26 protein-coding genes are annotated in these 26204 nt (G+C 73.3%); 15 read left to right on the top strand and 11 right to left on the bottom strand.

The genetic code is table 11. The features are described 5' to 3' along the window. The first annotated feature begins 12 nt into the window (after positions 1-12). The 3 genes from ACZ4E1_RS04255 to ACZ4E1_RS04245 all read left to right on the top strand — a co-directional run bounded on the left by ACZ4E1_RS04255 (position 13) and on the right by ACZ4E1_RS04245 (position 1681). Entirely contained in the window at positions 13-615 is a 603-nt protein-coding gene (locus ACZ4E1_RS04255; protein WP_467536643.1) for a TetR/AcrR family transcriptional regulator, read from the top strand. Between the two features lie 196 nt (positions 616-811). After that, a complete protein-coding gene (locus ACZ4E1_RS04250; RefSeq protein WP_467535662.1) occupies positions 812-1177 on the top strand; it encodes an anti-sigma factor antagonist in 366 nt (121 codons plus the stop codon). A gap of 27 nt (positions 1178-1204) precedes the next feature. Continuing rightward, entirely contained in the window at positions 1205-1681 is a 477-nt protein-coding gene (locus ACZ4E1_RS04245) for a hypothetical protein (protein WP_467535660.1), read from the top strand. 12 nt (positions 1682-1693) lie between these two features. Here the strand turns inward: ACZ4E1_RS04245 and ACZ4E1_RS04240 are convergent, their stop codons facing one another. Next, a complete protein-coding gene (locus tag ACZ4E1_RS04240) occupies positions 1694-1954 on the bottom strand; it encodes a hypothetical protein (protein ID WP_467535659.1) in 261 nt (86 codons plus the stop codon). A gap of 89 nt (positions 1955-2043) precedes the next feature. On the opposite strand from ACZ4E1_RS04240, the gene ACZ4E1_RS04235 reads away from it, so the two are divergent. After that, complete coding sequence (locus ACZ4E1_RS04235; protein ID WP_467535657.1) at positions 2044-2913, top strand: ATP-dependent DNA ligase; 870 nt, start codon at positions 2044-2046, stop codon at positions 2911-2913. An 18-nt stretch (positions 2914-2931) separates the two neighbouring features. On the opposite strand, the gene ACZ4E1_RS04230 is transcribed toward ACZ4E1_RS04235, so the two are convergent. The 4 genes from ACZ4E1_RS04230 to ligA form a co-directional block, all read right to left on the bottom strand. After that, on the bottom strand, positions 2932-3384 hold the full coding sequence (locus ACZ4E1_RS04230) for an iron chaperone (RefSeq protein WP_467535655.1): 453 nt from the start codon (positions 3382-3384) through the stop codon (positions 2932-2934). Between the two features lie 63 nt (positions 3385-3447). Then, entirely contained in the window at positions 3448-3789 is a 342-nt protein-coding gene (locus ACZ4E1_RS04225; protein ID WP_467535653.1) for a helix-turn-helix domain-containing protein, read from the bottom strand. Between the two features lie 26 nt (positions 3790-3815). After that, entirely contained in the window at positions 3816-4226 is a 411-nt protein-coding gene (locus tag ACZ4E1_RS04220) for a VOC family protein (protein WP_467535651.1), read from the bottom strand. 94 nt (positions 4227-4320) lie between these two features. Then, positions 4321-6411 carry an NAD-dependent DNA ligase LigA gene (gene ligA, locus ACZ4E1_RS04215; RefSeq protein ID WP_467535650.1) on the bottom strand — a complete coding sequence of 697 codons (2091 nt, stop codon included), beginning with the start codon at positions 6409-6411 and terminating at the stop codon, positions 4321-4323. Between the two features lie 77 nt (positions 6412-6488). Here ligA and ACZ4E1_RS04210 point away from each other — a divergent pair, with 77 nt between their 5' ends. The 3 genes from ACZ4E1_RS04210 (at position 6489) to ACZ4E1_RS04200 (ending at position 9030) form a co-directional block, all read left to right on the top strand. Further along, positions 6489-7061 carry a GNAT family N-acetyltransferase gene (locus ACZ4E1_RS04210; protein ID WP_467535648.1) on the top strand — a complete coding sequence of 191 codons (573 nt, stop codon included), beginning with the start codon at positions 6489-6491 and terminating at the stop codon, positions 7059-7061. A 190-nt stretch (positions 7062-7251) separates the two neighbouring features. Then, positions 7252-7857 carry a hypothetical protein gene (locus ACZ4E1_RS04205; RefSeq protein ID WP_467535646.1) on the top strand — a complete coding sequence of 202 codons (606 nt, stop codon included), beginning with the start codon at positions 7252-7254 and terminating at the stop codon, positions 7855-7857. 150 nt (positions 7858-8007) lie between these two features. Next, the gene (locus ACZ4E1_RS04200; RefSeq protein ID WP_467535644.1) at positions 8008-9030 is read left to right on the top strand and encodes a metallophosphoesterase family protein; all 1023 of its coding nucleotides are present in this window, start codon (positions 8008-8010) and stop codon (positions 9028-9030) included. 43 nt (positions 9031-9073) lie between these two features. Here ACZ4E1_RS04200 and ACZ4E1_RS04195 read toward each other — a convergent pair whose 3' ends face one another. From ACZ4E1_RS04195 to ACZ4E1_RS04185, 3 genes are read right to left on the bottom strand one after another with little or no spacing between them, the layout of a single operon-like run. After that, on the bottom strand, positions 9074-10177 hold the full coding sequence (locus tag ACZ4E1_RS04195; protein WP_467535642.1) for a C45 family autoproteolytic acyltransferase/hydolase: 1104 nt from the start codon (positions 10175-10177) through the stop codon (positions 9074-9076). 57 nt (positions 10178-10234) lie between these two features. Beyond that, positions 10235-11842, bottom strand: a complete 1608-nt coding sequence (locus ACZ4E1_RS04190; RefSeq protein WP_467535640.1) for an amidohydrolase — start codon at positions 11840-11842, stop codon at positions 10235-10237. Positions 11843-11887: 45 nt separating this feature from the next. After that, the gene (locus tag ACZ4E1_RS04185) at positions 11888-13333 is read right to left on the bottom strand and encodes a purine-cytosine permease family protein (RefSeq protein WP_467535638.1); all 1446 of its coding nucleotides are present in this window, start codon (positions 13331-13333) and stop codon (positions 11888-11890) included. Between the two features lie 88 nt (positions 13334-13421). On the opposite strand from ACZ4E1_RS04185, the gene ACZ4E1_RS04180 reads away from it, so the two are divergent. From ACZ4E1_RS04180 to ACZ4E1_RS04170, 3 genes are read left to right on the top strand one after another with little or no spacing between them, the layout of a single operon-like run. Further along, entirely contained in the window at positions 13422-14090 is a 669-nt protein-coding gene (locus ACZ4E1_RS04180; RefSeq protein WP_467535636.1) for a TetR/AcrR family transcriptional regulator, read from the top strand. Between the two features lie 58 nt (positions 14091-14148). Next, entirely contained in the window at positions 14149-15168 is a 1020-nt protein-coding gene (locus tag ACZ4E1_RS04175) for an endonuclease/exonuclease/phosphatase family protein (RefSeq protein WP_467536641.1), read from the top strand. Positions 15169-15179: 11 nt separating this feature from the next. Beyond that, on the top strand, positions 15180-15845 hold the full coding sequence (locus tag ACZ4E1_RS04170) for a class I SAM-dependent DNA methyltransferase (RefSeq protein ID WP_467535635.1): 666 nt from the start codon (positions 15180-15182) through the stop codon (positions 15843-15845). A gap of 88 nt (positions 15846-15933) precedes the next feature. Here the strand turns inward: ACZ4E1_RS04170 and ACZ4E1_RS04165 are convergent, their stop codons facing one another. After that, positions 15934-18120 carry a choice-of-anchor P family protein gene (locus ACZ4E1_RS04165; protein ID WP_467535633.1) on the bottom strand — a complete coding sequence of 729 codons (2187 nt, stop codon included), beginning with the start codon at positions 18118-18120 and terminating at the stop codon, positions 15934-15936. 332 nt (positions 18121-18452) lie between these two features. On the opposite strand from ACZ4E1_RS04165, the gene ACZ4E1_RS04160 reads away from it, so the two are divergent. Further along, positions 18453-20219, top strand: coding sequence for a serine/threonine-protein kinase (locus tag ACZ4E1_RS04160; protein ID WP_467535631.1), 1767 nt, complete (start codon positions 18453-18455; stop codon positions 20217-20219). 14 nt (positions 20220-20233) lie between these two features. Here the strand turns inward: ACZ4E1_RS04160 and ACZ4E1_RS04155 are convergent, their stop codons facing one another. Further along, a complete protein-coding gene (locus ACZ4E1_RS04155) occupies positions 20234-21517 on the bottom strand; it encodes a low temperature requirement protein A (protein ID WP_467535629.1) in 1284 nt (427 codons plus the stop codon). Positions 21518-21669: 152 nt separating this feature from the next. Between ACZ4E1_RS04155 and sph the strand changes: the two genes are divergently transcribed. From sph to gap, 3 genes are all read left to right on the top strand, one after another. Then, positions 21670-22653, top strand: coding sequence for a sphingomyelin phosphodiesterase (sph, locus tag ACZ4E1_RS04150; RefSeq protein ID WP_467535627.1), 984 nt, complete (start codon positions 21670-21672; stop codon positions 22651-22653). A gap of 51 nt (positions 22654-22704) precedes the next feature. After that, complete coding sequence (locus ACZ4E1_RS04145; protein WP_467535625.1) at positions 22705-23667, top strand: GlxA family transcriptional regulator; 963 nt, start codon at positions 22705-22707, stop codon at positions 23665-23667. A gap of 121 nt (positions 23668-23788) precedes the next feature. Then, the gene (gap, locus tag ACZ4E1_RS04140; protein WP_467535623.1) at positions 23789-24787 is read left to right on the top strand and encodes a type I glyceraldehyde-3-phosphate dehydrogenase; all 999 of its coding nucleotides are present in this window, start codon (positions 23789-23791) and stop codon (positions 24785-24787) included. Positions 24788-24817: 30 nt separating this feature from the next. On the opposite strand, the gene ACZ4E1_RS04135 is transcribed toward gap, so the two are convergent. Further along, complete coding sequence (locus ACZ4E1_RS04135) at positions 24818-25177, bottom strand: hypothetical protein (RefSeq protein ID WP_467535621.1); 360 nt, start codon at positions 25175-25177, stop codon at positions 24818-24820. Between the two features lie 171 nt (positions 25178-25348). Between ACZ4E1_RS04135 and ACZ4E1_RS04130 the strand changes: the two genes are divergently transcribed. Continuing rightward, on the top strand, positions 25349-26059 hold the full coding sequence (locus tag ACZ4E1_RS04130) for an SsgA family sporulation/cell division regulator (RefSeq protein WP_467535618.1): 711 nt from the start codon (positions 25349-25351) through the stop codon (positions 26057-26059). Positions 26060-26204: the final 145 nt, after the last annotated feature.

The raw sequence follows: 26204 nt of genomic DNA, 5'->3' as shown, positions 1-26204 counted from the left end.
GAGGGGCGTGTGGTGGCGGTGGCGGTGCGGGAACGCGGCGAGCGGCCCTCTGCGGAGCGCATCCTGGAGGAGGTCATGGCCGCGGTCGCCGAAGACGGGCTCGCGGAGCTGACCATGGCCTCACTGGGCCGCCGGCTCGGGATGAGCGGCGGGCACATCCTGTACTACTTCGGCAGCAAGGACCGGATCTTCCTGGAGGCGCTGCGCCACAGCGAGGGCCGCCTCGCGGACGAGCGCCGCGCGCTGCTCGCCCGGAGGGTCCCGGCCGAGCGCAGGCTGGAGCAGTTCATGGAGCTGTACCTGCCGCGCGGGCCGCGTGATCCGCGGTGGATGCTGTGGATCGAGCTGTGGGCCCGTACGCCCGGCGACGCGTCGCTCCGCGAGGCCCAGGACGAGCTGGACGCGGGCTGGCACGACGATCTGACGGCGCTGCTCGACCGGGGCGTCCGCCAGGGCCGTTTCGCCGAGCACGACCGGGCCGCGGCGGCGGGTCGACTCCTGGCCCTGCTCGACGGGTTGAGCACCCGCGTGGTGCTGGGGCTGCGGGGCGCGGACGCCGCTTCCGCCCTGTCCGAGGCGAAGGCCGCGGCGCGTTCACTGATCCCCCGAGCCTGAGCTCCCGCCCATCCGAACTGACGGCCGCCTTGTCACCCACTCAGGAGAGCCGCGCGGTGCAGGCACGTTTCGCTTGACGCGGCTCCTTCTACCGTGGACGACGGTCGCCCCTGCCCCCGCCGACCAGCAGCACCCTCCTGGGTGCTGCTCAGCGACGGCCTCGGGCAGACGGGGCCCCGTCCTCCGAGGGATGCCGATGACCTCCCTGTTCCACCTCTGCACGGCCTGCCCCCACGCCCAAGTCTCCCGCGACCTCCGCGACGGCCTCACCGTCGTGCGGATCCGCGGCGAGGTGGACATCGCCACCTCTCCCGAGATCCAGGCCCGCCTCGACGAGGCGACCCGGCCCACCGTGCCGCGCGTCCTGATCGACCTCACCGACGTGGAGTTCATGGACTGCTCCGGCCTGCGCCTGCTCGTACGGGCCGAACGCCGGGTCCGCGAGCGCTCCGGCGAACTGCGCCTGCTCTTCCACCAGCCGGCGATCCACAAACTGCTCCGGGCCGGCGGCCTGGCCGCCCGCTTCCGCACGGCCGCCCCGCCCCTGGAGCGCTCGCCGTGAGCGTGCTGCGGCGGGCATGATGCCCCCATGCACGACCAGATCACCGTCCAGTGGGTGCACACCGTCTGGACGAAGGAGTCCCGCGGCGGCGCGGCGGCCGGCCGCAGGAACGCGGCACCGGTCGGCTTCGCGCTGCCGGCCGGGCCCCGGTCCGGCGTCCACGTCGTCCGGATGCACGAGGACGACGGCTTCACGCCGTACGACACCTTCCAGGAAGCGCGCGGCGTCGACCTGCGGATCGATGCCCAGGGCGGGCGGTTGCGTGTCCATCCGAAGCTGCCCGGGATCGGCCTGTACACCCGGCGCCGCCGGCCCCCCGCCGTCCGTCTCGAACCCGGCCAGTGGGTCCGCTGGCACCTCAACCACCGCTACAGCAGCGCCCTCGGCATCCGCGGCTGGACGTACTGGCTCGACACCTACAACGTCGCCTACGGGCCCGTCACCGAGGACGTCTTCCTCTCCGCGCCCCCCGTCCTGGTCGACGAACGGACCTGGCTGCGCTGACGCCGGGCCCCGTCACGGCGTGTCCCCCTTCCATCGGAGGCGCCCCGGCCCCGCCACCGCGTACAGGGCCCGGCCGCCCGGGCCGAACGCGCCGAGCTCCGTGGGCAGCGACACCTCTCCGGGCAGCTCCTGGCCCGGCGGGAGGGTCACGTCGAGCAGCAGTCCGTCCAGCGGGCCGCCCACCAGCTCCGCGTAGGCCCGGCCCGGCTGCGGGCTCGCGTCCTCGTGGTCGGCCCCGTACACCCGGCCCCGCATGAATTCCTGCTCGTCCATGAGGTCGAGCCTCGCATCCGGCACTGACAACGCGGCCGGTCGGAGTACGCCGTCGCGCGCTCCCTGCGGGGTCGGCCGAGGCTGGAGACGTGGAGTATCCCGTGGCCGTCGCCCTCAGCGAGACCGCCGACGAGCTGCCCGTGGGGCCCGGCTGGTGGTACGAGCCCGCGTTCGAGGGCGAGCGGCTCGTGCTGCACCGGTCCGCGCGGGCCGTGCGCTGCCAGTCCCGCTCCGGCCGCACGGTGACCACCGCGTGGCCCGACCTCGCGGCGGCCGCCCGGACCGCGCTGCCGGCCGGCACCGTCGTGGACGGCGAGGCCGTGGTGTGGACCGGCGGACGGCTCGATCTCGCGGCGGCGCGGGCCCGTGCGACCGCCGCGCCGCGCGGGGCGGGGGCCCTCGCCGCCGACCGTCCGGCCTCCTACGCGGTGTCGGACTGTCTGGCCCTCGGCGGTCAGGATCTGCGCGGGCGTCCGTACGCCGAGCGGCGGGCGGTGCTGCTCGACCTGCTCGACGACGTGCCGCCGCCGCTGCAGCCCGTCCCGGCGACGGACGATCCGGAGGTGGCCGGGGTGTGGCTGGAGGGGCTCGCCGCGCAGGGGGTCGACGGGGTCGTCGCGAAGCGGGCCGGCGATCCGTACCGCGCCGAGCGGATCTGGGTGACCGTGCGCGGCGGTGCCCGGGGCTCGGTCGAGGTGGAGGTCGTCGGATACGTGGGGCCGCCGTCCCGGCCGCATCGGGCGGCCGTGCGGCTGCCCGACGGGTCGCGCGCCCTGTCGCAGGCGCTGACCGCACCGGCCGCGGCGGAACTGGCCCGGCACGTCCAGGACGCGGGCCCCGGACGGCGGGCCCGGACGGCCGGGGGCGAGCGCTACACGACCACGGCGGGCGGTCTGTTCGCCGAGATCGCGCTCGCCGCCGCGCGCGACGGCGGCTTCACCGTCGTCCGCCTGCGGTAGGACGCGCCGCCCGGGCGCTCAGCCCGCGGCGCGCTTCACCAGGTCCGCGATGCGTGCCTCGACCTCCGGGGTGAGCTCGGTGACGGCGAACGCGGAGGCCCACATGGCGCCCTCGTCGAGGCGCGCCTCGTCGCTGAACCCGAGTGTGGCGTAACGGGACTTGAACTTCTGCGCCGACTGGAAGAAGCAGACGACCTTGCCGGCCCGCGCGTAGGCGGGCATGCCGTACCAGGTCTTCGGCGCGAGGTCCGGGGCGTTCTCCTTGACCAGGGCGTGGATCCGCTCGGCGAGCACCCGGTCGGCGTCGTCCATCTCGGCGATCTTCGCGAGGACGTCGGCCTCGGGGTCCGCCTTGGTGCCCTTCTTCCGGGCCGCCTTGACCTCCTGGGCGCGCTCCTTCATCGCGGCGCGCTCGTCGTCGGTGAAGCCTTGCTCCGTGTCCGCCGCGGCGGTCTTCTTCGTGGTGGCCATGACGTCGTTCCCTTGTGAGCCGTGGTGCTGGACATGGGTGTGGGTGTGGTGGGGCCGTGCTGGTCAGACGGTGGTCCGGGCGCGGACCCAGCGGTCGAAGACGCCGCGGGTCGGCGCGCCGACCAGCCGGTGCAGATCGGCCGCGGGCACGTCGGTGCGGTGCAGCAGCACCGTCGCGCGCTCCACGCGCCGGGCGCCCAGATACGCGTACGGGGACGTCCCGTAGGCGAGCCGGAACTGCCGGGTCAGTTCGCGCGGCGGCAGGTCCGCGGCGCGGGCCAGCGCCTCGACGTCGAGCGGCCGTTGGTACTCCCGGTCGATGCGGTCGCGGACCCGGCGCATCCGGGCGAACCGTTCGAGCCGCCACGCCGCGGTGCGGGCGCGGGCCCATCCTGGACGGCACATGCGAAGCCCCCTCCTGTGCCGGTGCGTCAGCGCAGCTCTTGGATGCGGACGAGGTTGCCGGCGGGGTCGCGGAAGGCGCAGTCGCGGATGCCGTAGGGCTGGTCGACGGGCTCCTGGACGACCTCCGCGTCGGTGGCCTGCACCTTCTCGAAGGTCTCGTCGAGGTTGCGGGTGGCGAGGAGGATCCAGCCGTAGGTGCCCTTGGCCATCATCTCCCGGATGGTGCGGCGCTCGTCCTCGGTGATGCCGGGGTCGGCGGCGGGCGGGGCGAGGAGGATGGAGGTGCCGGGCTGGTCGACGGGGCCGACCGTGATCCAGCGCATCTTCCCCTCGCCGACGTCGCTGCGGACCTCGAAGCCGAGGGAGTCGCGGTAGAACGCGACGGAGGCGTCCGGGTCCTCGTGCGGGAGGGCCGTGGTGTGAATGGTGATGTCCATGGCCGTAACGGTAGGCGGGGCGGGGCGGGGACGCTTCTCGATTCCTGATCGCTCCGGCAGCGAGATGCGGAACCCGCGCCACCGCCCCGTGCCCTCAGTCCAGCAGGGCGGCCACCATCTCGGCGAACTCGTCCGGCGTGGCCAGGCGGATGCCGAGGTCCTCTGCCTTGGCTCGCTTGGACCCGGCGCCCTCGCCCGCGACGACGAGGCTCGTGTTCTTGGAGACGCTGCCCGAGGACTTGCCGCCGGCGCGCTCGATCAGCTCGTTCATCTGGTTGCGGGACAGCTTCTCCAGGGGGCCGGTCATGGCGCCGGTGACGGCGACCTTCATGCCGGCCAGGGGGCCCGCGTCCGCGGCGGCGCCGTCCGTCTCCTCGGTGCCCTCGGCGGGCGGCGGGGTGGCGCCGGGCTCGGTCATGCTCAGGCCCGCCGCGGCGAGCCGGTCGATCTGCGCGGCCAGCTCCGCCAGTTCGGCGACGATGACCGGGGCCTTCTCGGCGCCGATGCCGTCGACCCGCTGCATGGCCTCCGCGTCGGCCGCCCGGATGTTCTGCATCGTCGCGAAGTGGCGGGCGATGCGGCGGGACATGGAGCGGCCGGTGCCGCGCACGCCGAGGGCGCACAGGACCCGTGACAGCGGCTGGGCCTTGGCCCGCTCCAGCGCCGCCATCAGGTTGTCGGTGCTGGTCTCGCCCATGCGCTCCAGGCCGAGGAGCTGCTCGCGGGTCAGCCGGTCGAACAGGTCGGGCAGGCTCTCGACGAGTCCGGCCTCCACGAGCTGGACGACGCGGGTCTGGCCGAGCCCCTCGATGTCGAGCTGGTCGCGGCCCGCCGCGTAGCTGATCGAGGCCACCACATGGCAGTTGCGGCCACGCTCGCAGCGCCAGCGCTGCTCGCTCGTGTCGATGCCGGAGCCGCACTGCGGGCACTCGGCCGGGAAGACGATCTCCTGCTCGTCACCGGTCCGCAGATGGGCGACGGGCGCCTCGATCCTCGGGATGATGTCACCCGCCTTGTAGACCATGACCTGGTCGCCCAGGCGCAGTCCGCGACGGGTGATGTCGGCGGGGTTGTGCAGGGTGGCGTACGTGACGGTGGAGCCGTCGAGCTCGACGGGCTCCAGGACGGCGCGCGGGGCGATGATGCCGGTGCGCCCCACGTTCCACTCCACGGCGAGGAGCCGGGTCATCTTCTCGACGGCCGGGAGCTTGAAGGCGACGGCCCAGCGCGGGGCACGGGTGCCGGAGCCGGCCGTGGCCTGGTCGGCGGCGAGGTCGGCCTTGACGACGATGCCGTCGATGCCGAAGGGCAGGTCGGCGCGGAGTTCGGCGATCGCCTTGACGCGCTCCAGGACCTGTTCGACGGAGGTGAGGACGACGCCGGGGACGTCCGTGCTCGCCGGGGTGTTGATCCCGAGGGCGGCGGTGCGGTCCATGAGCGCGCCGTGCGCCTCCTCGGCCAGCTGCGCGGCGAGGGTCTCGGCGGTGTGGGGCAGCGGGAGCAGTCCGTAGCCGAAGAAGGTCATCGGGACCGTGTAGGCGCGGTCCTTGGCGCGCAGGGTGCCCGCCGCCGCGTTGCGCGGGTTCGCGAAGGGGTCGCCGCCGTGCTCGGTGCGGACCTCGTTGGCGTACTCGAACTGGGCGGTGGTCATGAGGACTTCGCCGCGCACTTCCAGGGTGACCGGCTCGGTGAGCTCGGCGGGCAGGCCCTCGATCGTGCCGACGGCGTGCGAGACGTCCTCGCCGGCGGTGCCGTCGCCGCGGGTGACGAGGCGGACGAGGCGGCCCTCCTCGTAGCGGGCGGCGATGGCGAGGCCGTCCAGCTTGGGCTGCACGTTCCAGCTCGCGACCTCGCGGCCGATCCTGCGCTCCAGGGAGGCCGCCCAGGTGGTGAACTCCTCGTCCGAGAACACGTTGTCCAGGCTCAGCATCGGGACGGTGTGCGGGACGTCGCCCTCGACCGCGCCGCCCGCGACCTTGCCCGAGGGCGAGTCGGCGAGGACCTCGTCCGGGTGCTCCGTCTCGTACACGGTGATGGCCCGCACGAGCCGGTCGTACGCGTCGTCGTCGAGCGGGGAGGTGCCGCCCTCGTAGTACGCGGCGGAGGCGCGCCGGGCGTCCGCCACGGCCTGGGCGTAGGCGGCGGCGTCGGGCAGCACGAAAGGAACGGCAGAAGTCGTCGTCATGCCCTCCATCCTGCCTCCCACCACTGACAATGCCGTTCCGCCGCCTCGTGGCGGGACCGCGTGGCAGGGTGACGCGCATGACTCTCGACGTGCGCCCCGCCTCCGTTTTCGAAGACGTCCGTGCCGTGATCGGCCCCAAGTCGGCGGACGCGACCGTGTGTTGGTGTCTGAGCCATCGCGTCCCCTCGAAGGTGGACCACACCCTGAAGGGCCAGGAGCGCGGGGCGTACGTGGCGGAGCTGTGCCGCGCGGAGCCGGCGCCGGGGGTGCTCGCGTACGACGGGGACGTGCCGGTGGGCTGGGCGGCGGTGGCGCCGCGCGCGCAGACCTCGTACGCGCGCAGTCGGGTGATCCCGCATGTGGACGATCTGCCGGTGTGGTCGCTGTGGTGCGTGCGGGTGCGGCCCGGGCACCGGAAGAAGGGGGTCTCGCACGCGCTGATCGAGGGCGCGGTCGCCTACGCGCGGGAGCGGGGCGCGCCGGCGATCGAGGCGTACCCGCTGGACAACGGGGAGGCGCGGGTCGACACGACGATGGCGTACGTGGGGATGCGGCGGAACTTCGAGCGGGCGGGGTTCACGTTCGCGGCCGAGACGAAGTCGAAGCTCGTCGGGCTGCCCCGGATCGTGATGCGGCTCGATCTGCGCTGAGGGGCGCGCCCGCGCGGTGACGAAGCCGTGACACAAAAGGGGGCAACTGCCGCGGGACCCCGCGGGTCGTACGGGGCGAGGGCGGGAGACGGCAGGCGGGTGTGTGCGCCGCCGTGTCGCCCCTCCCCCGGGCCGCTCACGTCGTACGGCCCGGATCACCCGGCAGGCCGACCGACATGGGGGAACGACGATGAACGTACGAGTACACCGGGGCACGGCGGCGATCGCGGCGGCGGTGGCCGTCGCCGCGATCGGGGCGCTGGCCGCACCGGCGGGCGCGGCCGGCACCCCGCGCTTCCTGTCCCCGTCCCAGTTGCCGCCGCACCCGTCGTCGGCCTGGTACGCGGGCCCGGTGACGGCCGGGCAGCCCGACCCGCTGCCGATGTGCGTGGGCGACGCCCTGCCGTCGACCTCCGTGCACCGCGCGTACTTCACGGATCTGGACACCAACGCGCTCCAGGTGACCGTGGTGGAGCGGGACGCCCAGCACGCGAAGGCCTTCGCGGCGCTGCTCCGCAAGCATCTGGACAGCTGCGCGAAGGACGTCATGGCCGAGTACCCGGACGTGACGGCACGCCAGAAGTACTACGGGAAGCTGCCGGTGGAGGAGGGCGCGGTCGTCTACGGGGTGAACACCCGGACCACGTGGGGTGCGACGGACATCAACCTGTTCTCGGTCGGCCGGGACGGGCGGATCGTCACCGTGGTGCGCTGGGGTCAGATGGGCGGCTTCCGGGACGCGCCCGTGGCCGCGTTCAAGAAGACGACGGTGACCGCGGTGAACAGGCTGCGCTGACGGGTGGCCGAAAAGCGCGGGTCGGTCCCACGGATCGTCCCGCGCTGTTCATTCCCCCGCCCCTTCGGTCGCGTAAAGATAACGGGTCTGGTCCGAAGTGCCGTGCGCCGTGGGGGTGTCCGGCACCGTATGGGGAAGGAACCCTCGATCGTGCGACGCAGATCCCTCATCACCGCGACGGCCGGAGCCGTCACACTCGGCGGTCTCACCTCGCTGCCCGCCGAGGCGGCGGCTCCGGCTCCGGCGCAGAACGGAGGCAGGCCGGTGACCACGTTCGACGTCATCAGCGACATCCAGGGCGACCTGGGCGACCTGGCGGTCGCGCTGCGGGACATCCGGGCGACGAACCCGCACGGTTCGGGGCTCGCGGTGGCCGGGGACATCACGCCCCGCGGGTACGACGCCGAGTACGCCGAGGTCGGGAAGGTCCTCGCGCGGGAGCCTCGGCCGCGCGAGATCGCCTGGGCGATCGGCAACCACGAGTTCTACGTGCCGAAGTGGGCGGACCCGCAGACGCTCGCGCAGGCCACCTGGCCGAACGGGACGACGGAGGACTCCCTCTTCCGCTCCTTCTACAGGTTCGCGGAGCGCGGCCGGGTGTACGCGGAGACGACGTTCGGCGGGATACCGGTGCTGACCATCGGCACGGAGAAGTACATGCACTACCACGACCCGAAGCTGTGGGACGAGGTGTGGCTGAGCGAGGCGCAGTTCCAGTGGCTGGAGGAGCGGCTGCGGTACTGGGCGGGGCGGCGCAGGCCGGTCATGGTGATCACCCATCACCCGCTGCCGAACACCGTCTCGGGCACCCGCAACAAGCTGTACCTGAGCGACTACCTCCAGGCCGACCGCCTGCTCGGGCTGCTGGGCCACTACCGGGACGTGTTCCTGTTCAGCGGTCACACGCACTGGGACCTGGGCCTGTCCGACTGGTACGTGCGCCGTGTGGTGCCCGGCACCGCGAACCTGGAGGGCTTCTCGGTGGTCAACACGGGCGCCGTGCAGACCGGGTTCACGGACAACGGGCAGGGCGGTGAGAACACGGTGCCCGGCGCCTTCAACCAGGGCCTCCAGGTGGAGGTGCACCGGGACCGTGTCGTCATCAAGGCCCGCGACTTCGCGTCCGGCACCTGGCTGAAGCAGGTGACGGTGCCCCTCGCCACGAGGATCTGAGCGAGGGGCCCGGGGCGCGGCCGTCCGTCTGTCTGCCCGTCTGTCAGGCGGCGGTCGCGTCCAGCACCCGCCAGTCGCGGGTGCCGAGGTCGGCGGGGGTGCCGTCCAGGATGCGGGCGGTACGGGTCGCCGGGTCGAGGGCGACCGTGGCGAGGCTGCCCCAGCGCTGGCCGAGCGGCTTGTCCGGATCGGGCAGGCAGGTGACGGCGGGCTCGCCGGCGCCCGTGACGAGGACGGCCGCGAGGTCGTCACTGGTGCGCACGGTCCGGCCGTCGCCGAGGCGGGCCTTGACGAAGTCGCGGCGCTCGCCGGAGTCCGGCTGGTACAGCCACGACTTCTCGTCGGCGGTGAGCCGCGCGGTCAGGAAGTGGTTGGTGCGGACGAAGGTGTCCTCCTCGGGGCCGACGGCGAAGACGCCGGCCGGGCTGAGGTCGAGGAGCGTCGCGTCGTGCTCGTCGAAGAGGGCGAAGGACCCGGACGAGGTGATGGGGGCGGAGCGTACGAGGTCGACGGCCTCGGCGACGCTGCCCGCCTCCTCCAGGACGATCGCGGCGAGGACGTGCATGGGGATGCCGCCGACGCCGTCGCGGACGTGGCCGAGGATGTTGAAGTGCAGGGCGAGGCCCGCGCTGTTGACGCCGATCTTGCCGAGGATGCCGTCCTCGGTGAGGCCCGCGTGGTCGTGCCGGCCGCCGCGCGACTCGACGGTGTGCCACATGGCGTTCAGCTCGACGTGCCAGTCCCAGGTCTGGACACCGAAGGGGTGCGGGGTCTCGGGCGTGGACCGGCGGACCAGGGTGGTGCACTCGCCCGGGGTGACGCCGACGCTGCGGGCCAGGATCTCGGTGCGGGCGTTGAGCGCGGCGATCCGCCAGAGGTCGGCGCCGCTGCCGGCGGCGATGCCCTCGATCTGGGCGCGGGCGCCGGGCCGGAAGTCGCCGATGACGTCGAGGGCGCGCTCGGCGTCGGCGCGGACCTGCTCCAGGGGGATCTCGCCGAGCGCGAACAGCCGGTCGTAGACCTCGATCGCGGCGGGCACCGCGTCACGCAGCCGCTCGCCGCGGACGACGCCGCGCTCGTACGGGTCGGCCGCGGCGGCGACGATGTGGCGGCGGTGTGCGGGGCGGGGAATCGGCGTCGCGGTCACGAGGGGCCTTTCACGTTCGGGGGTGGTGCGGGTGCGGGGTGGTGGCGGACGGGGCCGTCAGGCGTGGCGCCGGACGACGCCGTCGACGACGGTCGCGAGGACCGCGTTTCCCGGCTGCTGCTCCGGGGCGAGGTCCAGCGGGTCCGTGGCGAAGACGGTGAGGTCGGCGCGGAAGCCGGGTGCGATGCGGCCGGTCTCGTCGGCGGTGCCCGCGGTGTACGCGGCGGCGACGGTCATCCCGAGGTAGGCCTCGCGGGCGGTGACGGCCTGTTCGGGCTGGACCGGCGCCGTGCCGGGTTCCTCGACGGGCCGGCGCAACTGGCAGTCGGCGAGGGCGACGCGCGGGTCGCCGGGGCCGATGGGCCAGTCGGAGCCGAGCGCGACGACGGCGCCGTGGTCGAGGAGGTCGCGGGTGCGCCAGCCGCGTGCGGCCCGGGCGGGGCCGATGCGCCGCGACCAGTTGTCGGTGGCGTCGGCGCGGGTGTGCCGGGTGCCGTGCACGGGCTGGAGGCTGGCGACGACGCCGAGCTCCGCAAACCGGTCGAGGAGGTCGTCGGGCAGGGACTCGATGTGCTCCACGCGGTGCGGCGCGCGCCCAGCGGGCGCCGCCTCCTCGATGACGTCGAGGGCGAAGCGCACGGCCTGGTCGCCGATGGCGTGGGTGGCGGTGGGGATGCCGCGCTCGGTGAAGAAGTGCACGGCGGCCCGGTACGCCTCGATGTCGCGCCAGAGCGGTTCGCGGTTCTCCCCGTGGGTGTCGGGGCAGGTGAACCAGGCGGTGCCGTTGTCGGCGGTGCCGTCGAGCATGAACTTGGCGCCCTCGACGTGCCAGCGGCGGCCTCGGCGGCCCTGGAGACCGGCGATCTCCTCCCAGACCTCGGGCGCCGAGTCGGCGGGGACGAGCGGTGAGCAGCGGATGCGCAGCGGCAGGTCGCCGTGCTCCTCGATGTGCCGGTAGACGTCCTCGGAGGGGTCGGAGAAGTCGAGGGCGTGCAGTCCGGTGAGCCCTGCGGCAGCGAGCCGCTCCAGTTCGTCACGGACGTATCCGGCGGCGGTGGGGACGGGGATCTCGGGGTGGTGGGCGAAGACGAGGTCCATGGCCTGGAGTTCGACGACGTACCCGGTCGGGCGGCCGTCGGCGTCCACCTCGACGCTGGAGGCGTCCGTGAAGGTCTCCGCGCCGGTGAGGCCGCAGACCTCGACGGCGCGCGGGCTGATGACGAGGGCGTGGGCGTCGGCGGTCATCAGGGAGACGGGTGTGCCCGGGAAGCGGTCGGCGAGGAAGTCGCCGGCCGGGTCGCCGTCGAAGGCGTTGACGTTCAGGTCGGAGCCGAGGATCCAGTCCTCGGTCTCCTGTTCGGCGGCGACCTTGTCGAGGCGGGCGCAGATCTCGTCGAGGCTGTCGGCGCCGCGCAGGTCGACGCCGCTGCCGAGGGAGATCGAGCCCCAGACGGGGTGGGCGTGCACGTCGACGAGGCCCGGCAGGATCGTGGCGCCGGGGAACACGTGCACGGCGGTGTCGGGCCCGCGCAGCGGTGCGAGGTCCGCGGCCCGGCCGACAGCGACGATCCGGCCGTCGGTGACGGCGACGCTGTCGGCCGGGGGCGCGGGCTCCTCGGTCAGGGGCTGGACGTGCTGGGCTTGCACGATGACATCGGCGTGCACGGTGTTCCTTCGGCTCGTCGTTCGGATGCTCGGCGGGGGGTGCGCTCAGGCGCGCGGGATGGAGCGCAGGGCGCGCGTGGTGGCCCAGTAGACGGCGGCGGCGACGAGCATCCCGGAGGGGATCGCGAGGTCGACGCCGCCGAGGACGGTCGCGACCGGGCCGGTCCAGAAGGTGGTGCTGACCCACGACGCGGAGGTGAGGCCGCCGACGACGAGGGCGAGGATCCCGGCCCAGTGGACGCCGCTGCGGTACCAGAAGGGGCCGCCGCGCCGCTGTTCGAGCAGGTCGGCGCCGTGGTAGCGGTTGCGTCGCAGGATCAGGTCGGTGACGGCGACGGCCATGGCGGGTCCGGTGACCGCGACGACGAGCTGCAGCATCGTGTTGACGCTGGTCAGGAAGTCGAAGACGAGGATCGCGTAGAGGGTCATCGCGGTGCCGAGGACGCCGATGATGAGCACGGCGGGGATGCGGGCGAGGCGGACGCCGACGGACTGGATGGCGAGGCTGGCGCTGTAGGCGGTCATGCCGTTGTTGGTCATGGTGTTGACGACGACGGCGATGACGAAGACGGGGATGAACCAGCCGGGCAGGATGCCCTCCAGCGCGCCCTCGGGGTCCGTCATGTCGAGGCTGGTCGCGGCGAGCGCGCCGACGGTGGTGAAGACGACGCTGGGCAGGTACGCGCCGAAGGCGGTCCAGCCGGCGATCGCGACGGGGCTGCTGTCGCGGGGCAGGTAGCGGGCGAGGTCGGGGCTGTTGCTGTACGACAGCGGCGTGGAGGCGATGATCGTGAAGGCCGCGCCGAGCGTGGCGGCGAGCGCGGCGCCCTTGAGCGGCTCGGCCGGCGCGTAGGAGAAGTCGGCCTCGGCGAGCACGTAGCCGGTGACGACGACGAAGACAACGGTGAGCAGGACGCTGAGCGCGGTGTAGAGCCGGACGATCAGCGCGTAGCCGAAGATCGCGATCAGGACCGTGCAGGCCGCGATGGCGATGATGATCGCCGCGTCGACGGCGCTGTTGCGCGGCAGTCCGAGGCGGTCGGCGAGGCCGATGGCGGCGACGGAGGCCGCGGACCAGTTCAGGGCGAGGTAGGCGGCGGCGATGAGCCAGCCGGTGAGCACGAGGACGAACTTGTTGCCCACCACGCCGTACATCGCGCGGGAGATCACCGAGCCGCTGGTGCCGGCGACCGGGCCGCTCGCGGCGACGATGCCGGTGCAGATCCAGAGCAGGTTCCCGGCGAGGATCACGCCGATCGCCTGCGGGAGGCTCAGGCCCATGAGGATCATCGTGGCGCCGACGACGAAGCTCAGATAGCTCACGTTCGGCGCCGCCCAGACGGCGAAGAGCCGGCGCGGCCGGCCGGTGCGCTCGTCCCCGGGCACCAGCTCGATGCCCCGGGTCTCCACCCGGCCGTTCTCCCGCCCCGCGCGCTCCTGCCCGGCCTCTTCGGCGGGCGGCGCGGCGGCGGTGTCGTTCGTCGTCGTCATCGGGTCCTCTCAGGGCCTACGGCACCATCGCCGTTATTGGCCATCTGACCAACACGCTATTGGTCGCACATCCAATAACGTGGATCCCATGACGTCAAGGGTTCGCTCGACAGACTCGGCACAGGTCACCACCGGGGCTCCGGCGCAGGCCAGGAAGCCGCCGGGCGAGCGCCGCGCGGAAATCCTGCGGACCGCCGCCCGGATCGGCCTGGAGGAGTCGCTGGAGCGCATCACGCTGCGCCGCGTGGCGGACGAGCTGGGAGTGCGGCCCGGCCTCATCGGGCACTACTTCCCGGCCGACGACCTCGTCAGCGAGGCGTTCGCCCACGCGGCCGGCCATGAGCGCGCGTCCCTGCTGCCCGCCGACGAGCGCGCGCTGCCGCCCCTGCGGCGGCTCGCCCGCTTCCTCGTGCGCCTCACGGGCGACGACTGCCTGGACCTCGGCCGGCTCTGGCTCAACGCGCGCCACCTCAGCCGGTTCAAGCCGGGCCTGCGGGCGGCGGTGAGCGCCCAGGAGGCCGCGACCCGGGCCGCGCTGACCGAGCTGATCGAGGAAGGGGTGCGGGCCGGTGAGTTCACGGCCGACGAGCCTCTGGGCGTCACCGTGCAGATCCTGGTGACCGTCGACGGCCTCGGCTCCTACGCCAACGCGGACCCGGAACTCGACCATCCGGTGCTCGCCGACATGGCCCTCGCCACCGCCGAACGCCTGCTCGGTCTCGACGCCGGAACGCTGCGCACGCAGGCCTGCAACTGATCTTCCCCGACCGGTCGTCCTGTCCGGCGTGGACGAGACGAACGGAAGCACGGCCCCGATGCCGCGGGTGGAGAGCGAGACGGAGCCGATCCCAGCTCCGGAGGCACGGCGCGGGCGGCGCGGTTCCTGGTGGACGCGCGGCCGGGTGCTCGCGGGGATCGCCGCGCTCACGGCCGCGCTGCTGCTCGGCCACCGCCTGGTGCCGAACACGCCGGGGCGCCTGGGCAGCCTGCTGGAGGCGTTCCTGCCGTGGCTGGGCGTCGTCGTGGTGGTGCTGCTCGGCGCGGCCCTGCTGCGCCGGTCGGCGACCGCGCTGCTCGCCCTGCTGCTGCCGGTGGCGGCCTGGGCGTACCAGTTCGGCGGGCTGCTCCTGCCGGCGGAGACCTCGACACGGGCCGGGCTCGACGTGGTGCAGCACAACGCGAGCGACGAGAACGCCGACCCGGCGGCGACGGCCCGCACCCTCGCCGCCGGGCGGCCCGAACTCATCGCCCTGGAGGAGCTGTTGCCCTCGGCCGTGCCCGCGTACGCGAAGGCGCTGGGCCGCGCGTATCCGTACCACGCGGTGCGCGGCACGGTCGGCCTGTGGTCGCGGTACCCGCTCACCGGGGCGCGGGCCGTCGACATCAAGCCGCACGACATCCCGGACGACTGGCGGCGCGGGCTGCGCGCCGTGGTGCGCACGCCGCACGGCGAGGTCGCCGCCTACGTGGCCCACCTGCCGTCCGTCCGGCTCGGCGCGGGCGGTTTCGGTTCGGCCCGGCGCGACGAGAGCGCGCGGCTGCTCGGTGACGCGCTGGCGGCGGAGCCCACCCGTACGGTGATCCTGCTCGGCGACCTCAACGGCACGGTGGACGACCGCGGTCTGCGTCCGCTGACCTCCCGGCTGAACGTGTCGGAGCGCGGCTTCGCGTTCAGCTACCCCGAGGCGTTCCCCGTGGCGCGGATCGACCAGATCATGGCGCGCGGCGGAACCGTCGGACGGATCCGCGCCCTGCCCGCCACCGGCAGCGACCACCTGCCGATCGCGGCGCGGATCAGCCTCGGCCGACCGCCCGTTGTCAGTGGCCGCCCCTAAAGTCCTCCCCCGTGACAGACATCTCCGCGACCGCGGCCACCGACACCCAACTCACCACCACCGCCCGGGCCTACGACCACTGGGCCGAGCCGTACACCGAGCTGGTCCGCACCGAGTTCGACCGACTCCCCCTGGACCGGGCGATGTTCGCCGCGTTCGCGGACAGCGTGCGGGCGCAGTCCGGCGGGCCCGTCGTCGAGCTCGGCTGCGGGCCCGGGCGGCTCACCGCGCACCTGCGGGACCTGGGACTCGACGCCTCGGGGATCGATCTGTCGCCCGTGATGATCGACATCGCCCGGCGGACCTACCCGGACCTGCGTTTCGAGGTCGGCTCCATGCACGCGCTCGACCTGCCCGACGCGTCGCTGGCCGGGGCCGTGTCCTGGTACTCGGTCATCCACGCACTGCCCGAGGACGTGCCCGGCTACTTCGCCGAGTTCGCGCGGGTGCTCAGGCCGGGCGGCCATCTCCTGGTCGGGTTCTTCGAGTCGGAGGGCGGTCCCGTCACCCCGTTCGACCACAAGGTGACGACGGCGTACCGGTGGCCGGTCGACGAGGTCGCGCGCGTGGCGGCGGAGCGCGGCTTCACGGAGATCGGCCGCATGCTGCGCGAACCGCGCGAGGGCGAGCGTTTCCGGCGCGGCCATCTGCTGCTGCGCAAGGGGGACGTGGGCTGACGGGCGCGGGCCCGCGCGTCCCGCACGCAGGGCGCGGCCACGACCCGGAGGTCATGGCCGCGCCTGCTCGGAACTCAGGAGTTCCGGGTCACTCCGCGCAGTGGTGCGCCGCGGAGCGGGCGGCTCCGACGGTGACGTCGATGCCGGTCGCGCTGGTGAGGTGGACGGCGGTCACCTCGATGCCGTCGGCCGTCTTCTTCTGCTCGTTCACGACCAGCCGGGCCAGGCCCAGGTCGATCACCTGGTCGGGCGTGTCCGGCACCTCGACCACGGCGCCGGCGATCTTCAGGGTGAGCGAGGTGCTGCCGGTCCGCTGCGCGCAACTGCTCGTCGCGGTGGCGGTCAGACCGGACACCTCGACGACGGGCAGTCCGGCGATGCCGATGCGCGCCTTGCTCACCGAGGCCGTGGCCGTCGCCGTGCTCGGGCCCGTCTTCGTGTCGACCTTCGCGCAGAGCGTGTCGGCGCTCAGGACGAGTGTCGACACGGACGCGGTGCAGGGCGGGGCCTTGCTCCCGGCGCCCGCCGTGCGGACCTCGCCCGTGTCCGGGGTCGGGTCGATCTTGACCGACAGCAGGGGCAGCGGGACGTTCGCCGACAGGCCGAAGGCCCGGCCCGTGACGTACTGGAGGCTCACCGTGGCCTCGGCCTTCGACGCCTTGTACGCGTCGTCGCCCGCGAACTCGGCCGCGACGGGCACGGTGCCGTCCGCCGTGAGCGGCTGCTGGACGGAGGCGACGGTGCAGGCGGCCCGGCCCTGGTCGTCGGTCTTCGCCGCGCACTTCTGCGCCGCGTCGCCCGCGCCGAGGGTCAGGGCGACCTCGCGGCCGGTGACGGCGGCGCCGCCGTCCTTCTCGGTGAGGGTCGCGGCCAGTTCGGCCGGGGCCCCGTTCGAGACGGTCTTCACGCCGGTGTACGCGAGCTGCGTGTCCTTCTGGACGGGCGGCTGCGGCGCGCCCTCGCCGACGTCCAGCAGGTTGGCGTCGATGTTCAGCGCCACCCCGCCGTACGACTGCGTCAGATCGCCGGAGTACTGCTTCATGCGCTGGTGGTCGGCCCAGAGCGCGGCGGGGATCTTCGGCTCGTCGGTGGTGGGGTTGTCGTCCCACTTCGCGAAGTCGATGACGTCGGGGGCGAGGTAGCCGCCGCCCTGCGCCGCGTCGACGAGGTCGGTGATCAGGGATGACAGGCTGCCGTACGCGCCGGAGCGGTAGCCGAGTTCGTGGACGGTCCGGGTCCAGGACTCCAGGAACGCGGTGACGACGGCGCCGTGCTGCCCGTCGTAGTGCTCCATGTTGTAGTAGAGCACCGAGCCGGCGGGCAGCCCGAGGGCGCCGGCCGCCCGGACGGCGTCGCGGGCCGAGGTCGCCCCGTCCGCGACGGGGTCGTCGATGACGTCGCAGGTGCCGTTGCAGCTGCCCGCGTCCGCCGAGGCCTGCGGGCCGACATAGATCGGGAAGTACTTCCAGCCCGCGTCGTACTGGGCCTGCATCCAGCCCGCGTCGACGGTGACGCCGCAGCCCGCGTTCACGCCGCCGATGTAGACGCCGACGGCGCCGTACGGCGAGGCGCCCTTCCAGGCCTGCATCTGGGCGGCGGACGGCGCCGCGCAGCGGTCGAAGCCCTTGCCCTGGAAGGACGTCGGATCACCCGGCAGAGCGGCGGCGGCCGCCGTGCGGCCGTCCGGCGCCGCGGACCGGACCGTCCTGGCCTCGGACACGGGCAGGTCGGCGCTGCTCAGGACGCGCTCGACGTCCTTGCGGTCGCCGCTGTAGGTCGCCGTGATGTCGAGCCCGGGCGCCGTGGCCCGGTAGGAGTGGTCGGTCGTGTTGCGGGTGACGCGGGTGGTGGACGCGGCCCCCTCGCGCGTCCGGTCGGCGGGCTGGACGAGCATGGCCTCGGTGCGGCCCAGCGCCTTGGCCGGGCAGTCCTGCCGGGCGCCCGGCGTGCCGAGGTACACGGCGTGCCGGTCGAAGCGGACGCAGGTGTCCGGGTGCCGGTCGAGGTCGATCACGTCCCAGGTCGCGGGAACGGTGAACGTACGCCCTTTGTAGGTGACTTGGGACGGCTGCGATGATCCCCCGGTCGATCCGGCCGCCTGGGCGGCGGTGGTGGTGCCGAGTGTCCCGGCGGTGAGCGCCGCGGTGGCGGCGCAGGCGAGCAGGGCGCTGCGCAGGGTGCTGCGCGCGCTGCGAAGTGGTCTGTGCCGAGTGATGGTTCCCCCTGAACCCGGCGCCGGCCGTGCGTGGCCGGCGCAACTCCAGCGTTGACCCACGGGAGACTGCGGGACCGACGCGTCACCCGTCAATCGCCGGCCGGGGGCACCCACGGGGAACCGGACGCCCCGTCAGGGCCCGCGCCCTGCCCGGGTGTCACCCTTACCCGGAGTAGTACGCGCAACGTGTTCGAAATGTGGTGCGGGCGGACCGCGAAGGGCCGGGTCAGGCCCGCCTCCCCTTGCGCGGCCCACACACGTACGCACACCAGGCACACGGCGTCTCCACTCTCACCGGTTGTCCTGATCGCGCCCTCGGGCCCGCGGCCGGGCCAACGCCCTCTATTGTTGCGCGAGTTGAACGTCAGCACGGAACGGGGGACACGTCCGGCATGCCCAGGAGTCACGACGGCGCGAGGCGCGGTGCGGCCCTCGTGGAACCGCTGGAAGCGACGGATCCGCAGCGTGTGGGCCCGTTCCAGCTGCTCGGCCGGCTGGGCGCGGGCGCCATGGGGCGGGTGTATCTCGCCCGGTCCGAGAGCGGCCGTACGGCGGCCGTGAAGGTCGTGCACGAGGAGCACACCTCGGACCGCACGTTCCGGGACCGGTTCCGCCGCGAGGTCGGTGCCGCGCGCCGTGTCGACGACGGGTACACCGCGCGGGTCCTCGACGCCGACCCCGAGGCCGCGCGCCCCTGGATCGCCACCGGCTACGTGCCCGGCGTGCCGCTGGAACAACTGGTGAGGGAGAACGGGCCGTTGCCCGCCGAGACCGTCAAGGTGCTCGCGCACGGTCTCCTGCGGGCGCTGCGCACCGTCCACGCCGCCGAGGTGGTGCACCGCGACCTGAAACCGTCGAACGTGATGGTGACCGTCGAGGGCCCCCGCGTCATCGACTTCGGCATCGCCCGCGCCCTGGAGACCTCCGCCGAACCGCGGCTGACCGGGACCGGCATGGTGGTCGGCACGCCCGGTTTCATGGCGCCCGAGCAGGTGCGCGGGGGCAAGGTCGGTCCGAAGGCCGACGTCTTCGCGCTGGGCTGCGTCCTCACCTGGGCGCTCACGGGGCGCCTGCCGCACGGGGAGCCGGCGAGCAACAACCACTCCCTGATGTACACGATCGTGCACGACGCGCCGAAGCTGTCACTGATCGAGGACGACGAGCTGCGGGAGTTCGTCGGGCGCTGCCTCGTCAAGGACCCCGGCGAACGGCCCGACGTCGAGACCCTGCTGGCCGACTGCCCCTGGCCCGGGGGCGGTGCGGAGGACGGCGACTGGCTGCCGTCGGCCGTGGTGGTGCGGCTGGCGCGGCAGACGGCGCTGCTGCTGGAGATCGAGACGCCGGAGGACGTGCCGCCCGCGCCGGACCCCGAGGCCCCCGCCTCCGGAGAAGAGCCCGCACCGTGCACGCCCGCGACCACGACGGCCTCGGGCCACAACAAGACCGCCTGGATCGTGCTCGCCGCGGTCCTCGCCGTCCTGATGACCAGCGGCACGGTGTACTACTTCGTCAGCCAGCGCCCCGACAGCTCGGACCTGGCCGAGGGCCCGAGCCACACGGCCACCCCGTCGGACTCGGCGTCGGCGGGCTCCGCGTCACCGTCGGCGAGCGGCACGAAGGCCGCCGGCAAGAAGAAGGACAAGCCGAAGGCCCCGAAGAGCTCCGCCCCCGAGAACGGCGGCGCCGGCCGGGATGCGGACCCGGCGGGCGCCGCCGACGGGGACGAGGCGGACGCCCCTGCGGGCGGTGCCGGGAGCGGGGGCGGCAGCTCCGGTTCGGGCTCCTCCGGCGGCGACGGGCAGGCGGAGAGCGACGGGGTGCCGTCGTACTTCGTCGGTACGTGGAAGAACGACGCCACCTTCGGCCGCCCGAGCCGGATCACCGTGCAGCGCGCGTCGCCGGGCGAGCCGGCCGTCACGTTCCGCTCCACGACCGGCGCGGGCACTCCCTGCGTCTACGTGGCCCGGCTGATCTCCGTGCAGAACGGCGGCGCCCGCCTCAACCTCGACACCGGCGATCTGGACGAGTCCCGCTCGAGCATGGGGTGTTCGAGCCTGGCCGCCTCGTATCTCGACGCCGACGAGCCGTCCGGCCTCGACTACTTCGAGAACAAGGACTTCACTGCCGACAACAACGCCTGGAAGTACACCCGCGCCTGATCACCGCCGTGTTCTCAGGCACCCGCCCCGCGCAGCGCGTCCAGCATCCGCCGCTGGTGCCGGTGCCCCACCGTCTCGTACCCCACCACCGTGACGAACGGCGCCAGCATCACGACGAGCAGGCACACCGCCACCGGGACCTCGGCCGCCGCCAGCAGCACCGCGAGGGCCAGCATCGCGAGCGTGAGGGTGATCAGCAGGAGGTGGAGACGGTCGGTCGCGGACAGCAGCAGGGTGTGCAGCAGATAGATCGTCAGGAGGTAGAGCCCGACGGGCAGGGCGAGGGACAGGACGACGGCGGCGTGGCCGATCTTCGCGTGGTGCTCCAGGGCGAGGCCCGCGACGTGGAGTCCGGCGCCGGCGCCCGCGATGCCGGCGAACAGCGGGATGTGCCCGTATCCGAAGAGGTAGCCGCGCTCGCGCCGGTGCACCAGGATGTCGCCGAACGGGGTCGAGAAGTACACCCACCACATGCCGAAGGTCAGGCCGACGCCCGCGACGACGACGGCGACCGCGTTCCACGTCCACTCCGTGCCGTCCGCGCCGCCGAGCAGGTCGCCCGAGGAGGCGACGGTGCCGACGACGCCCTCGCCGAGCGTGATGATGGCGAACAGGCTGTACCGCTCGGCCACATGGTGCGGATGCCAGGGCGTGCCGCCGGCCCGGCCCTGCGCGAGGACGGGAAGCACGAGTTCCATGGCGCCGAGCACGACGAAGCACGGGAACACGACGGCCAGCGACAGATGCGAGAAGGCGAGCGCGACCCAGCCGAGCTGGATGACGACGATCCAGCGGATGTTGGCCATGCCGACCTTGCGGTACTCGGGTGACTCCTTGGCGGCGCGCCACCACTGGAGCACCATGCCGACGCGCATGACGACGTAGCCGAGCACGATCACCCGCAGTTCGAGGTGGTCGCCCTCCTCGACGGAGTGGAACATCGCCGGGATGCCCAGCGAGAACACCACCACGCCGATCATCGTGACCATGGTGAGGACCCGGTACAGCCAGTCGTCGGTGCCGAACGCGGAGGCGAACCAGCTGTAGCTGATCCACGCGACGCTGATCGCGAACATGGCGAGCACGAACGCGGTGACGGCCTGTCCGGCGTGCCCCGCGGCGACCATCTCGGCGAAGCGGGAGGCCGCGGTGCCGACCGCCACCACGAAGGTCAGGTCGAACAGCAGCTCCAGGGGGGTGGAGACGCGCTCCCGCTCCCCCGGGTCGCGGCCGGTCATCGGTACCCGGCTGTGCGCGAGTCTGCCCCGCCCGGGCTCTCGGTGATCGAAGTCGCTCATGGGCAGCATGATGCCTCACCGGCGGATCTCCTCAACCCGGTGTCGCGCGCGCCGCGCGGGCGCCATACTCGCCCCGGCAGAGTTGACATGTCCTCAACTTTTCGCCTGCGTGCGTTCATTTCACCGACTTCTCCCACCCCCCAGGAGTTCTCATGGCCCATGCCGCGCTCCCCCGGTTCACCCGCGTCGCCGTCACGGCCGCCCTCGCGCTGGCCGGTCTCGCGACCACGATGCCCGCGGCGCACGCCGAGTCGGCGACGCCGAGTCTGCGGGTCCTGACGTACAACACGTTCCTGATGAGCCGGAACCTCTACCCGAACTGGGGCCAGGAGCACCGGGCCTCCGAGATCCCGAAGGCCGACTTCTTCCGCGGCCAGGACGTCGTCGTCCTCCAGGAGGCCTTCGACAACAGCACGTCGGACGCGCTGAAGCAGGCGGCGTCGGCGCAGTACCTGTACCAGACGCCGGTGGTCGGGCGGAGCACGAGCGGCTGGGACGCGACCGGCGGCGCGTACTCGTCGACGACGCCGGAGGACGGCGGGGTGACGCTGCTCAGCAAGTGGCCGATCCTGCGCAAGGAGCAGTACGTGTACAAGGACGCGTGCGGCTCCGACTGGTACTCGAACAAGGGGTTCGTGTACGCGGTCCTGAACGTGAACGGCGCCAAGGTGCACGTCGTCGGCACGCACACCCAGTCGACGGACTCCGGGTGCAAGGCCGGGGAGGCGCAGGCGGACCGGGCCGCCCAGTTCCGGGCGATCGACTCCTTCCTCGCCGCGAAGAACATCCCGGCGACGGAGCAGGTGCTGGTGGCCGGTGACCTGAACGTGGACAGCCGCAGCGCCGAGTACGCGTCGATGCTCGACAACGCGAACCTGGCGCCGGCGGACGCGCGCACCGGGCACCCGTACTCCTTCGACACCCAGGAGAACTCGATCGCGCGCTACCGGTACCCGGACGACCCGCGCGAGGACCTCGACTACGTGCTGTTCCGCGCGGGGCACGCGCGGCCCGCCGGGTGGACCAACACGGTGGTGCAGGCGCCGAGCGCGCCGTGGACCGTGTCGAGCTGGGGCACGAGCTACACGTACACCGACCTGTCCGACCACTACCCGCTGGTGGCCTCGGCGGGCTGACCTGCCCGTACGGTGGCGCGCGGGCCGGGGCGGGCCACGTAGGCTCGCCTTGTGCCCGCCCCGTTCCCCGCCCTGCGCCGTGTCGCCGTCCTCGTGCTCGAAGGAGCCAAACCGCTCGACGTCGGCATCCCCGCCCAGGTGTTCACGACCCGCGCGAGCATGCCGTACGAGGTCCGGGTGTGCGGGGCCGCGCCCGGCCTGGTGACCGGCGGCGACGGGCTCGCGTACTCGGTGGCGCACGGTCTGGAGGCGCTGGGCTGGGCGGATCTGGTGTTCATCCCGGGCTACCGGTTCCCGGACCGGGAGGATCCGCCGCAGGCCGTGCTCGACGCGCTGACCGCCGCGCACGAGCGGGGCGCGCGACTCGCGGCGATCTCCACGGGTGCGTTCGCGCTGGCGGCCACGGGTCTGCTGGACGGACGGCGGGCCACGACGCACTGGCACTACACGCGGGCGCTGGCCGCCCGGCATCCGCAGATCCGGGTCGACGAGAACGTGCTGTTCGTCGACGAGGGCAGTGTGCTGACGTCGGCGGGCGCCGCGTCCGGTATCGACCTGTGTCTGCACATCCTGCGCGGCGAGCTGGGTGTGGCGGCGTCCAACCACGCGGCCCGGCGTCTGGTCGCGGCGCCCTACCGCAGCGGTGGTCAGGCGCAGTACGTGCCGCGGAGCGTGCCGGAGCCCCTGGGCGAGCGGTTCGCGGACACCCGCGAGTGGGCGCTGCACCGGCTGGGCGAGCCGCTCACCCTCGAAGTGCTGGCGCAGCACGCGGCGGTGTCGCCGCGCACCTTCTCGCGGCGGTTCCTTGCGGAGACCGGATACACGCCGATGCAGTGGGTGATGCGGGCCCGGGTCGACCTGGCGCGCGAGCTGCTGGAGCGCTCGGAGCGGGGGGTCGAGCAGATCGCCGCCGATGTCGGGCTCGGTACGGGCGCGAACCTGCGGCTGCACTTCCAGCGGATTCTCGGGACGACGCCGAGCGAGTACCGGCGGACCTTCGCGCGCGGCGAATAGCCGGCACGTCGCGGGGGCGTTTCGCGCGTGTGTCGCGATCCTTGCGGATCGTGGCGATCATCGCCCTGTTCGCCGCGGGCGCCGGGCGCGAGTCTTGGGGCGGACGAAAGGACTTCCTCACATGACCCGCATCGCCATCAACGGATTCGGCCGCATCGGACGCAACGTGCTGCGTGCCCTCCTGGAGCGCGACACCGACCTCGAGGTCGTCGCCGTCAACGACCTGACCGAGCCGAAGGCGCTCGCCCAGCTCCTCGCGTTCGACACCACGGCCGGCCGGCTCGGCCGCCCGGTGAGCGTCGACGGCGACACCCTGGTCGTCGACGGGCACCGCATCAAGGTCCTCGCGGAGCGCGAGCCGGTCAAGCTGCCCTGGCGCGAGCTCGACGTCGACCTGGTCCTGGAGGCGACCGGCCGCTTCACCTCGGCCGAGGCCGCGCGGGACCACCTGACCGCGGGCGCCCGCAAGGTGCTGGTCGGCGCCCCGTCGGCGGGTGCGGACGTGACGCTGGCGTACGGCGTCAACAACGACGCGTACGACGCGGCGGCGCACACGATCGTCTCGAACGCGTCCTGCACCACGAACGCGCTGGCCCCGCTCGCCTCCGTCCTCGACAAGCTGGCCGGCATCGAGCACGGCTTCATGACGACGGTGCACGCCTACACGCAGGAGCAGAACCTGCAGGACGGTCCGCACCGCGACCCGCGCCGGGCCCGCGCGGCCGGCGTGAACATCGTGCCGACGAGCACGGGCGCCGCCAAGGCGATCGGTCTGGTGCTGCCGCAGCTCGACGGCAAGCTGTCGGGCGACTCGATCCGCGTGCCGGTGCCGGTGGGCTCGATCGTCGAGCTGAACGCGACGGTGTCCCGCGAGGTCACCCGCGACGAGGTGCTGGCCGCCTACCGCGAGGCCGCGCAGGGTTCGCTGGCCGGTGTCCTGGAGTACTCCGAGGACCCGCTGGTCTCCGCCGACATCGTGGGCAACCCGGCGTCCTCGATCTTCGACTCGGAGCTGACCCGGGTCGACGGCAAGCACGTCAAGGTCGTCGCCTGGTACGACAACGAGTGGGGCTTCTCGAACCGCGTGGTCGACTCGCTCACGCTGCTCGCCCAGGGCTGAGCCTCCGAAACGCCGAACGGCGCCCGGTCGTCACGACTGGGCGCCGTTCAGTCTGCGCAGGGTGTCGTCGAGGCCGCCCTGGACGTCCGTGGAGGCGGGGGCGACCGCCGCGTCCGGGGCGATGACACCGATCACGTGATCGTCCGCGTGCACGACCACCGTGCACGGGGGCTCGACCTGCCGGGCCTGGTGGACGACGGTCGCCGAGTCGGGCGCGAACACGGCGCTCAGGTCGATCACGAACACGTCGGGCAGCAGGATCCTGGCCCGGGCGAGCGCGAGGGCGCTGTCGTGGGTGTGGGACAGCACATGCACCTCGGACACGCTCTCGGCCTGCGCGATCAGGCGGGGCGCCCGCGCGATCGAGGCCAGGACGAGGACAGTGAGCACCCGACCATTCTTCCCCTCCTGCGCCGGCCCTGGTCCGGCGCCACGCCTGCCATGATGTGATGCAGGTCACATAATCCGATGAGGAAACCGGCGTAATGCCAGGCCACAGGAGTGCTCTCTCACCCCGACGGTCACACCCGGCCGACGCCGCACCCACATCGGAGCCCCCTCATGCACGTCTCCCTGGAAACGCCCATCGGAGCCCGTCTGTTCACCCCGGACGGCCAGGAGTACGCCACCCCGGTCACGCTGCGCCACCATTCGGCCGACCCGGAGGTCGTCCGGCTCGCCTTCCCGCCGCATGTCACGCTCGACGGCCGCGCCGCCGTGTGGACGGTCGCCCGGGACCTGCTGGCGGACGGGCTCGAGTCACCCGCCCGGCACGGCAACGTCCGGGTGCTGCCGCACGGCCGGGCCCACACCGTCATCGAGTTCGGCTCCCCGGACGGGCTCGCCGCGCTCCGCTTCGACACCGAGGTGCTGCGTCGCTTCGTCGCCCGGACCCGCACCGTCTCCGCGAGCGCAGGAGCAAGCGCATCAGCGAGCGCAGGGGCGAGCGCGCAGAGGGCGCCACTGCCCCGGCCGCGCGCCGAGGACGTGGTCGTACCGCTGAACAGCCGCTCCCAGCAGGCCCACCTCCTCGGCCTGCGGCTGCGCGAGATGCGCCAGGAGCAGGGGGTCGCGCTGGCGCACGCGGCCGCCGCGGCGGGCCTGTCCCGGCTGTGGGCGGCGCAGATCGAGAGCGGCGAGATCCTCGACCTCGACACCGTGTCCCGCTACGCGAGCGGCCTCGGCGCCCGGGTCACCCTGTCGGTGGAGTACGCGACCGAGCGCACCGGTGTCCAGGTCGCGCGGCGCCGGACCTCGCAGTGCACCGGCTGACCCGCGGCCTCGTCCCGGAGTCAACCCGTGTCCCCCGCACCGCTCGTACGCATGGCAGGTCCCCGCCCCGGCGCAACCCCGGCGGCGGGGACGCGTTGGTCCGGCGGGTACACGGAGCGGCCGCCGCGCCCGGGATCGGGAGAAG

Source organism: Streptomyces sp. NPDC025806 (assembly GCF_055558275.1).
This window is presented reverse-complemented; position numbering and strand designations above follow the sequence as displayed.

Coding starts and splice junctions, on each gene's coding strand:
- ACZ4E1_RS04250 (WP_467535662.1), top strand. CDS start 812: ATGACCTCCCTGTTCCACCTCTGCACGGCCTGCCCCCACGCCCAAGTC.
- ACZ4E1_RS04245 (WP_467535660.1), top strand. CDS start 1,205: ATGCACGACCAGATCACCGTCCAGTGGGTGCACACCGTCTGGACGAAG.
- ACZ4E1_RS04240 (WP_467535659.1), bottom strand. CDS start 1,954: ATGGACGAGCAGGAATTCATGCGGGGCCGGGTGTACGGGGCCGACCAC.
- ACZ4E1_RS04230 (WP_467535655.1), bottom strand. CDS start 3,384: ATGGCCACCACGAAGAAGACCGCCGCGGCGGACACGGAGCAAGGCTTC.
- ACZ4E1_RS04225 (WP_467535653.1), bottom strand. CDS start 3,789: ATGTGCCGTCCAGGATGGGCCCGCGCCCGCACCGCGGCGTGGCGGCTC.
- ACZ4E1_RS04220 (WP_467535651.1), bottom strand. CDS start 4,226: ATGGACATCACCATTCACACCACGGCCCTCCCGCACGAGGACCCGGAC.
- ligA (WP_467535650.1), bottom strand. CDS start 6,411: ATGACGACGACTTCTGCCGTTCCTTTCGTGCTGCCCGACGCCGCCGCC.
- ACZ4E1_RS04210 (WP_467535648.1), top strand. CDS start 6,489: ATGACTCTCGACGTGCGCCCCGCCTCCGTTTTCGAAGACGTCCGTGCC.
- ACZ4E1_RS04205 (WP_467535646.1), top strand. CDS start 7,252: ATGAACGTACGAGTACACCGGGGCACGGCGGCGATCGCGGCGGCGGTG.
- ACZ4E1_RS04185 (WP_467535638.1), bottom strand. CDS start 13,333: ATGACGACGACGAACGACACCGCCGCCGCGCCGCCCGCCGAAGAGGCC.
- ACZ4E1_RS04180 (WP_467535636.1), top strand. CDS start 13,422: ATGACGTCAAGGGTTCGCTCGACAGACTCGGCACAGGTCACCACCGGG.
- ACZ4E1_RS04175 (WP_467536641.1), top strand. CDS start 14,149: ATGCCGCGGGTGGAGAGCGAGACGGAGCCGATCCCAGCTCCGGAGGCA.
- ACZ4E1_RS04160 (WP_467535631.1), top strand. CDS start 18,453: ATGCCCAGGAGTCACGACGGCGCGAGGCGCGGTGCGGCCCTCGTGGAA.
- ACZ4E1_RS04155 (WP_467535629.1), bottom strand. CDS start 21,517: ATGAGCGACTTCGATCACCGAGAGCCCGGGCGGGGCAGACTCGCGCAC.
- sph (WP_467535627.1), top strand. CDS start 21,670: ATGGCCCATGCCGCGCTCCCCCGGTTCACCCGCGTCGCCGTCACGGCC.
- gap (WP_467535623.1), top strand. CDS start 23,789: ATGACCCGCATCGCCATCAACGGATTCGGCCGCATCGGACGCAACGTG.
- ACZ4E1_RS04130 (WP_467535618.1), top strand. CDS start 25,349: ATGCACGTCTCCCTGGAAACGCCCATCGGAGCCCGTCTGTTCACCCCG.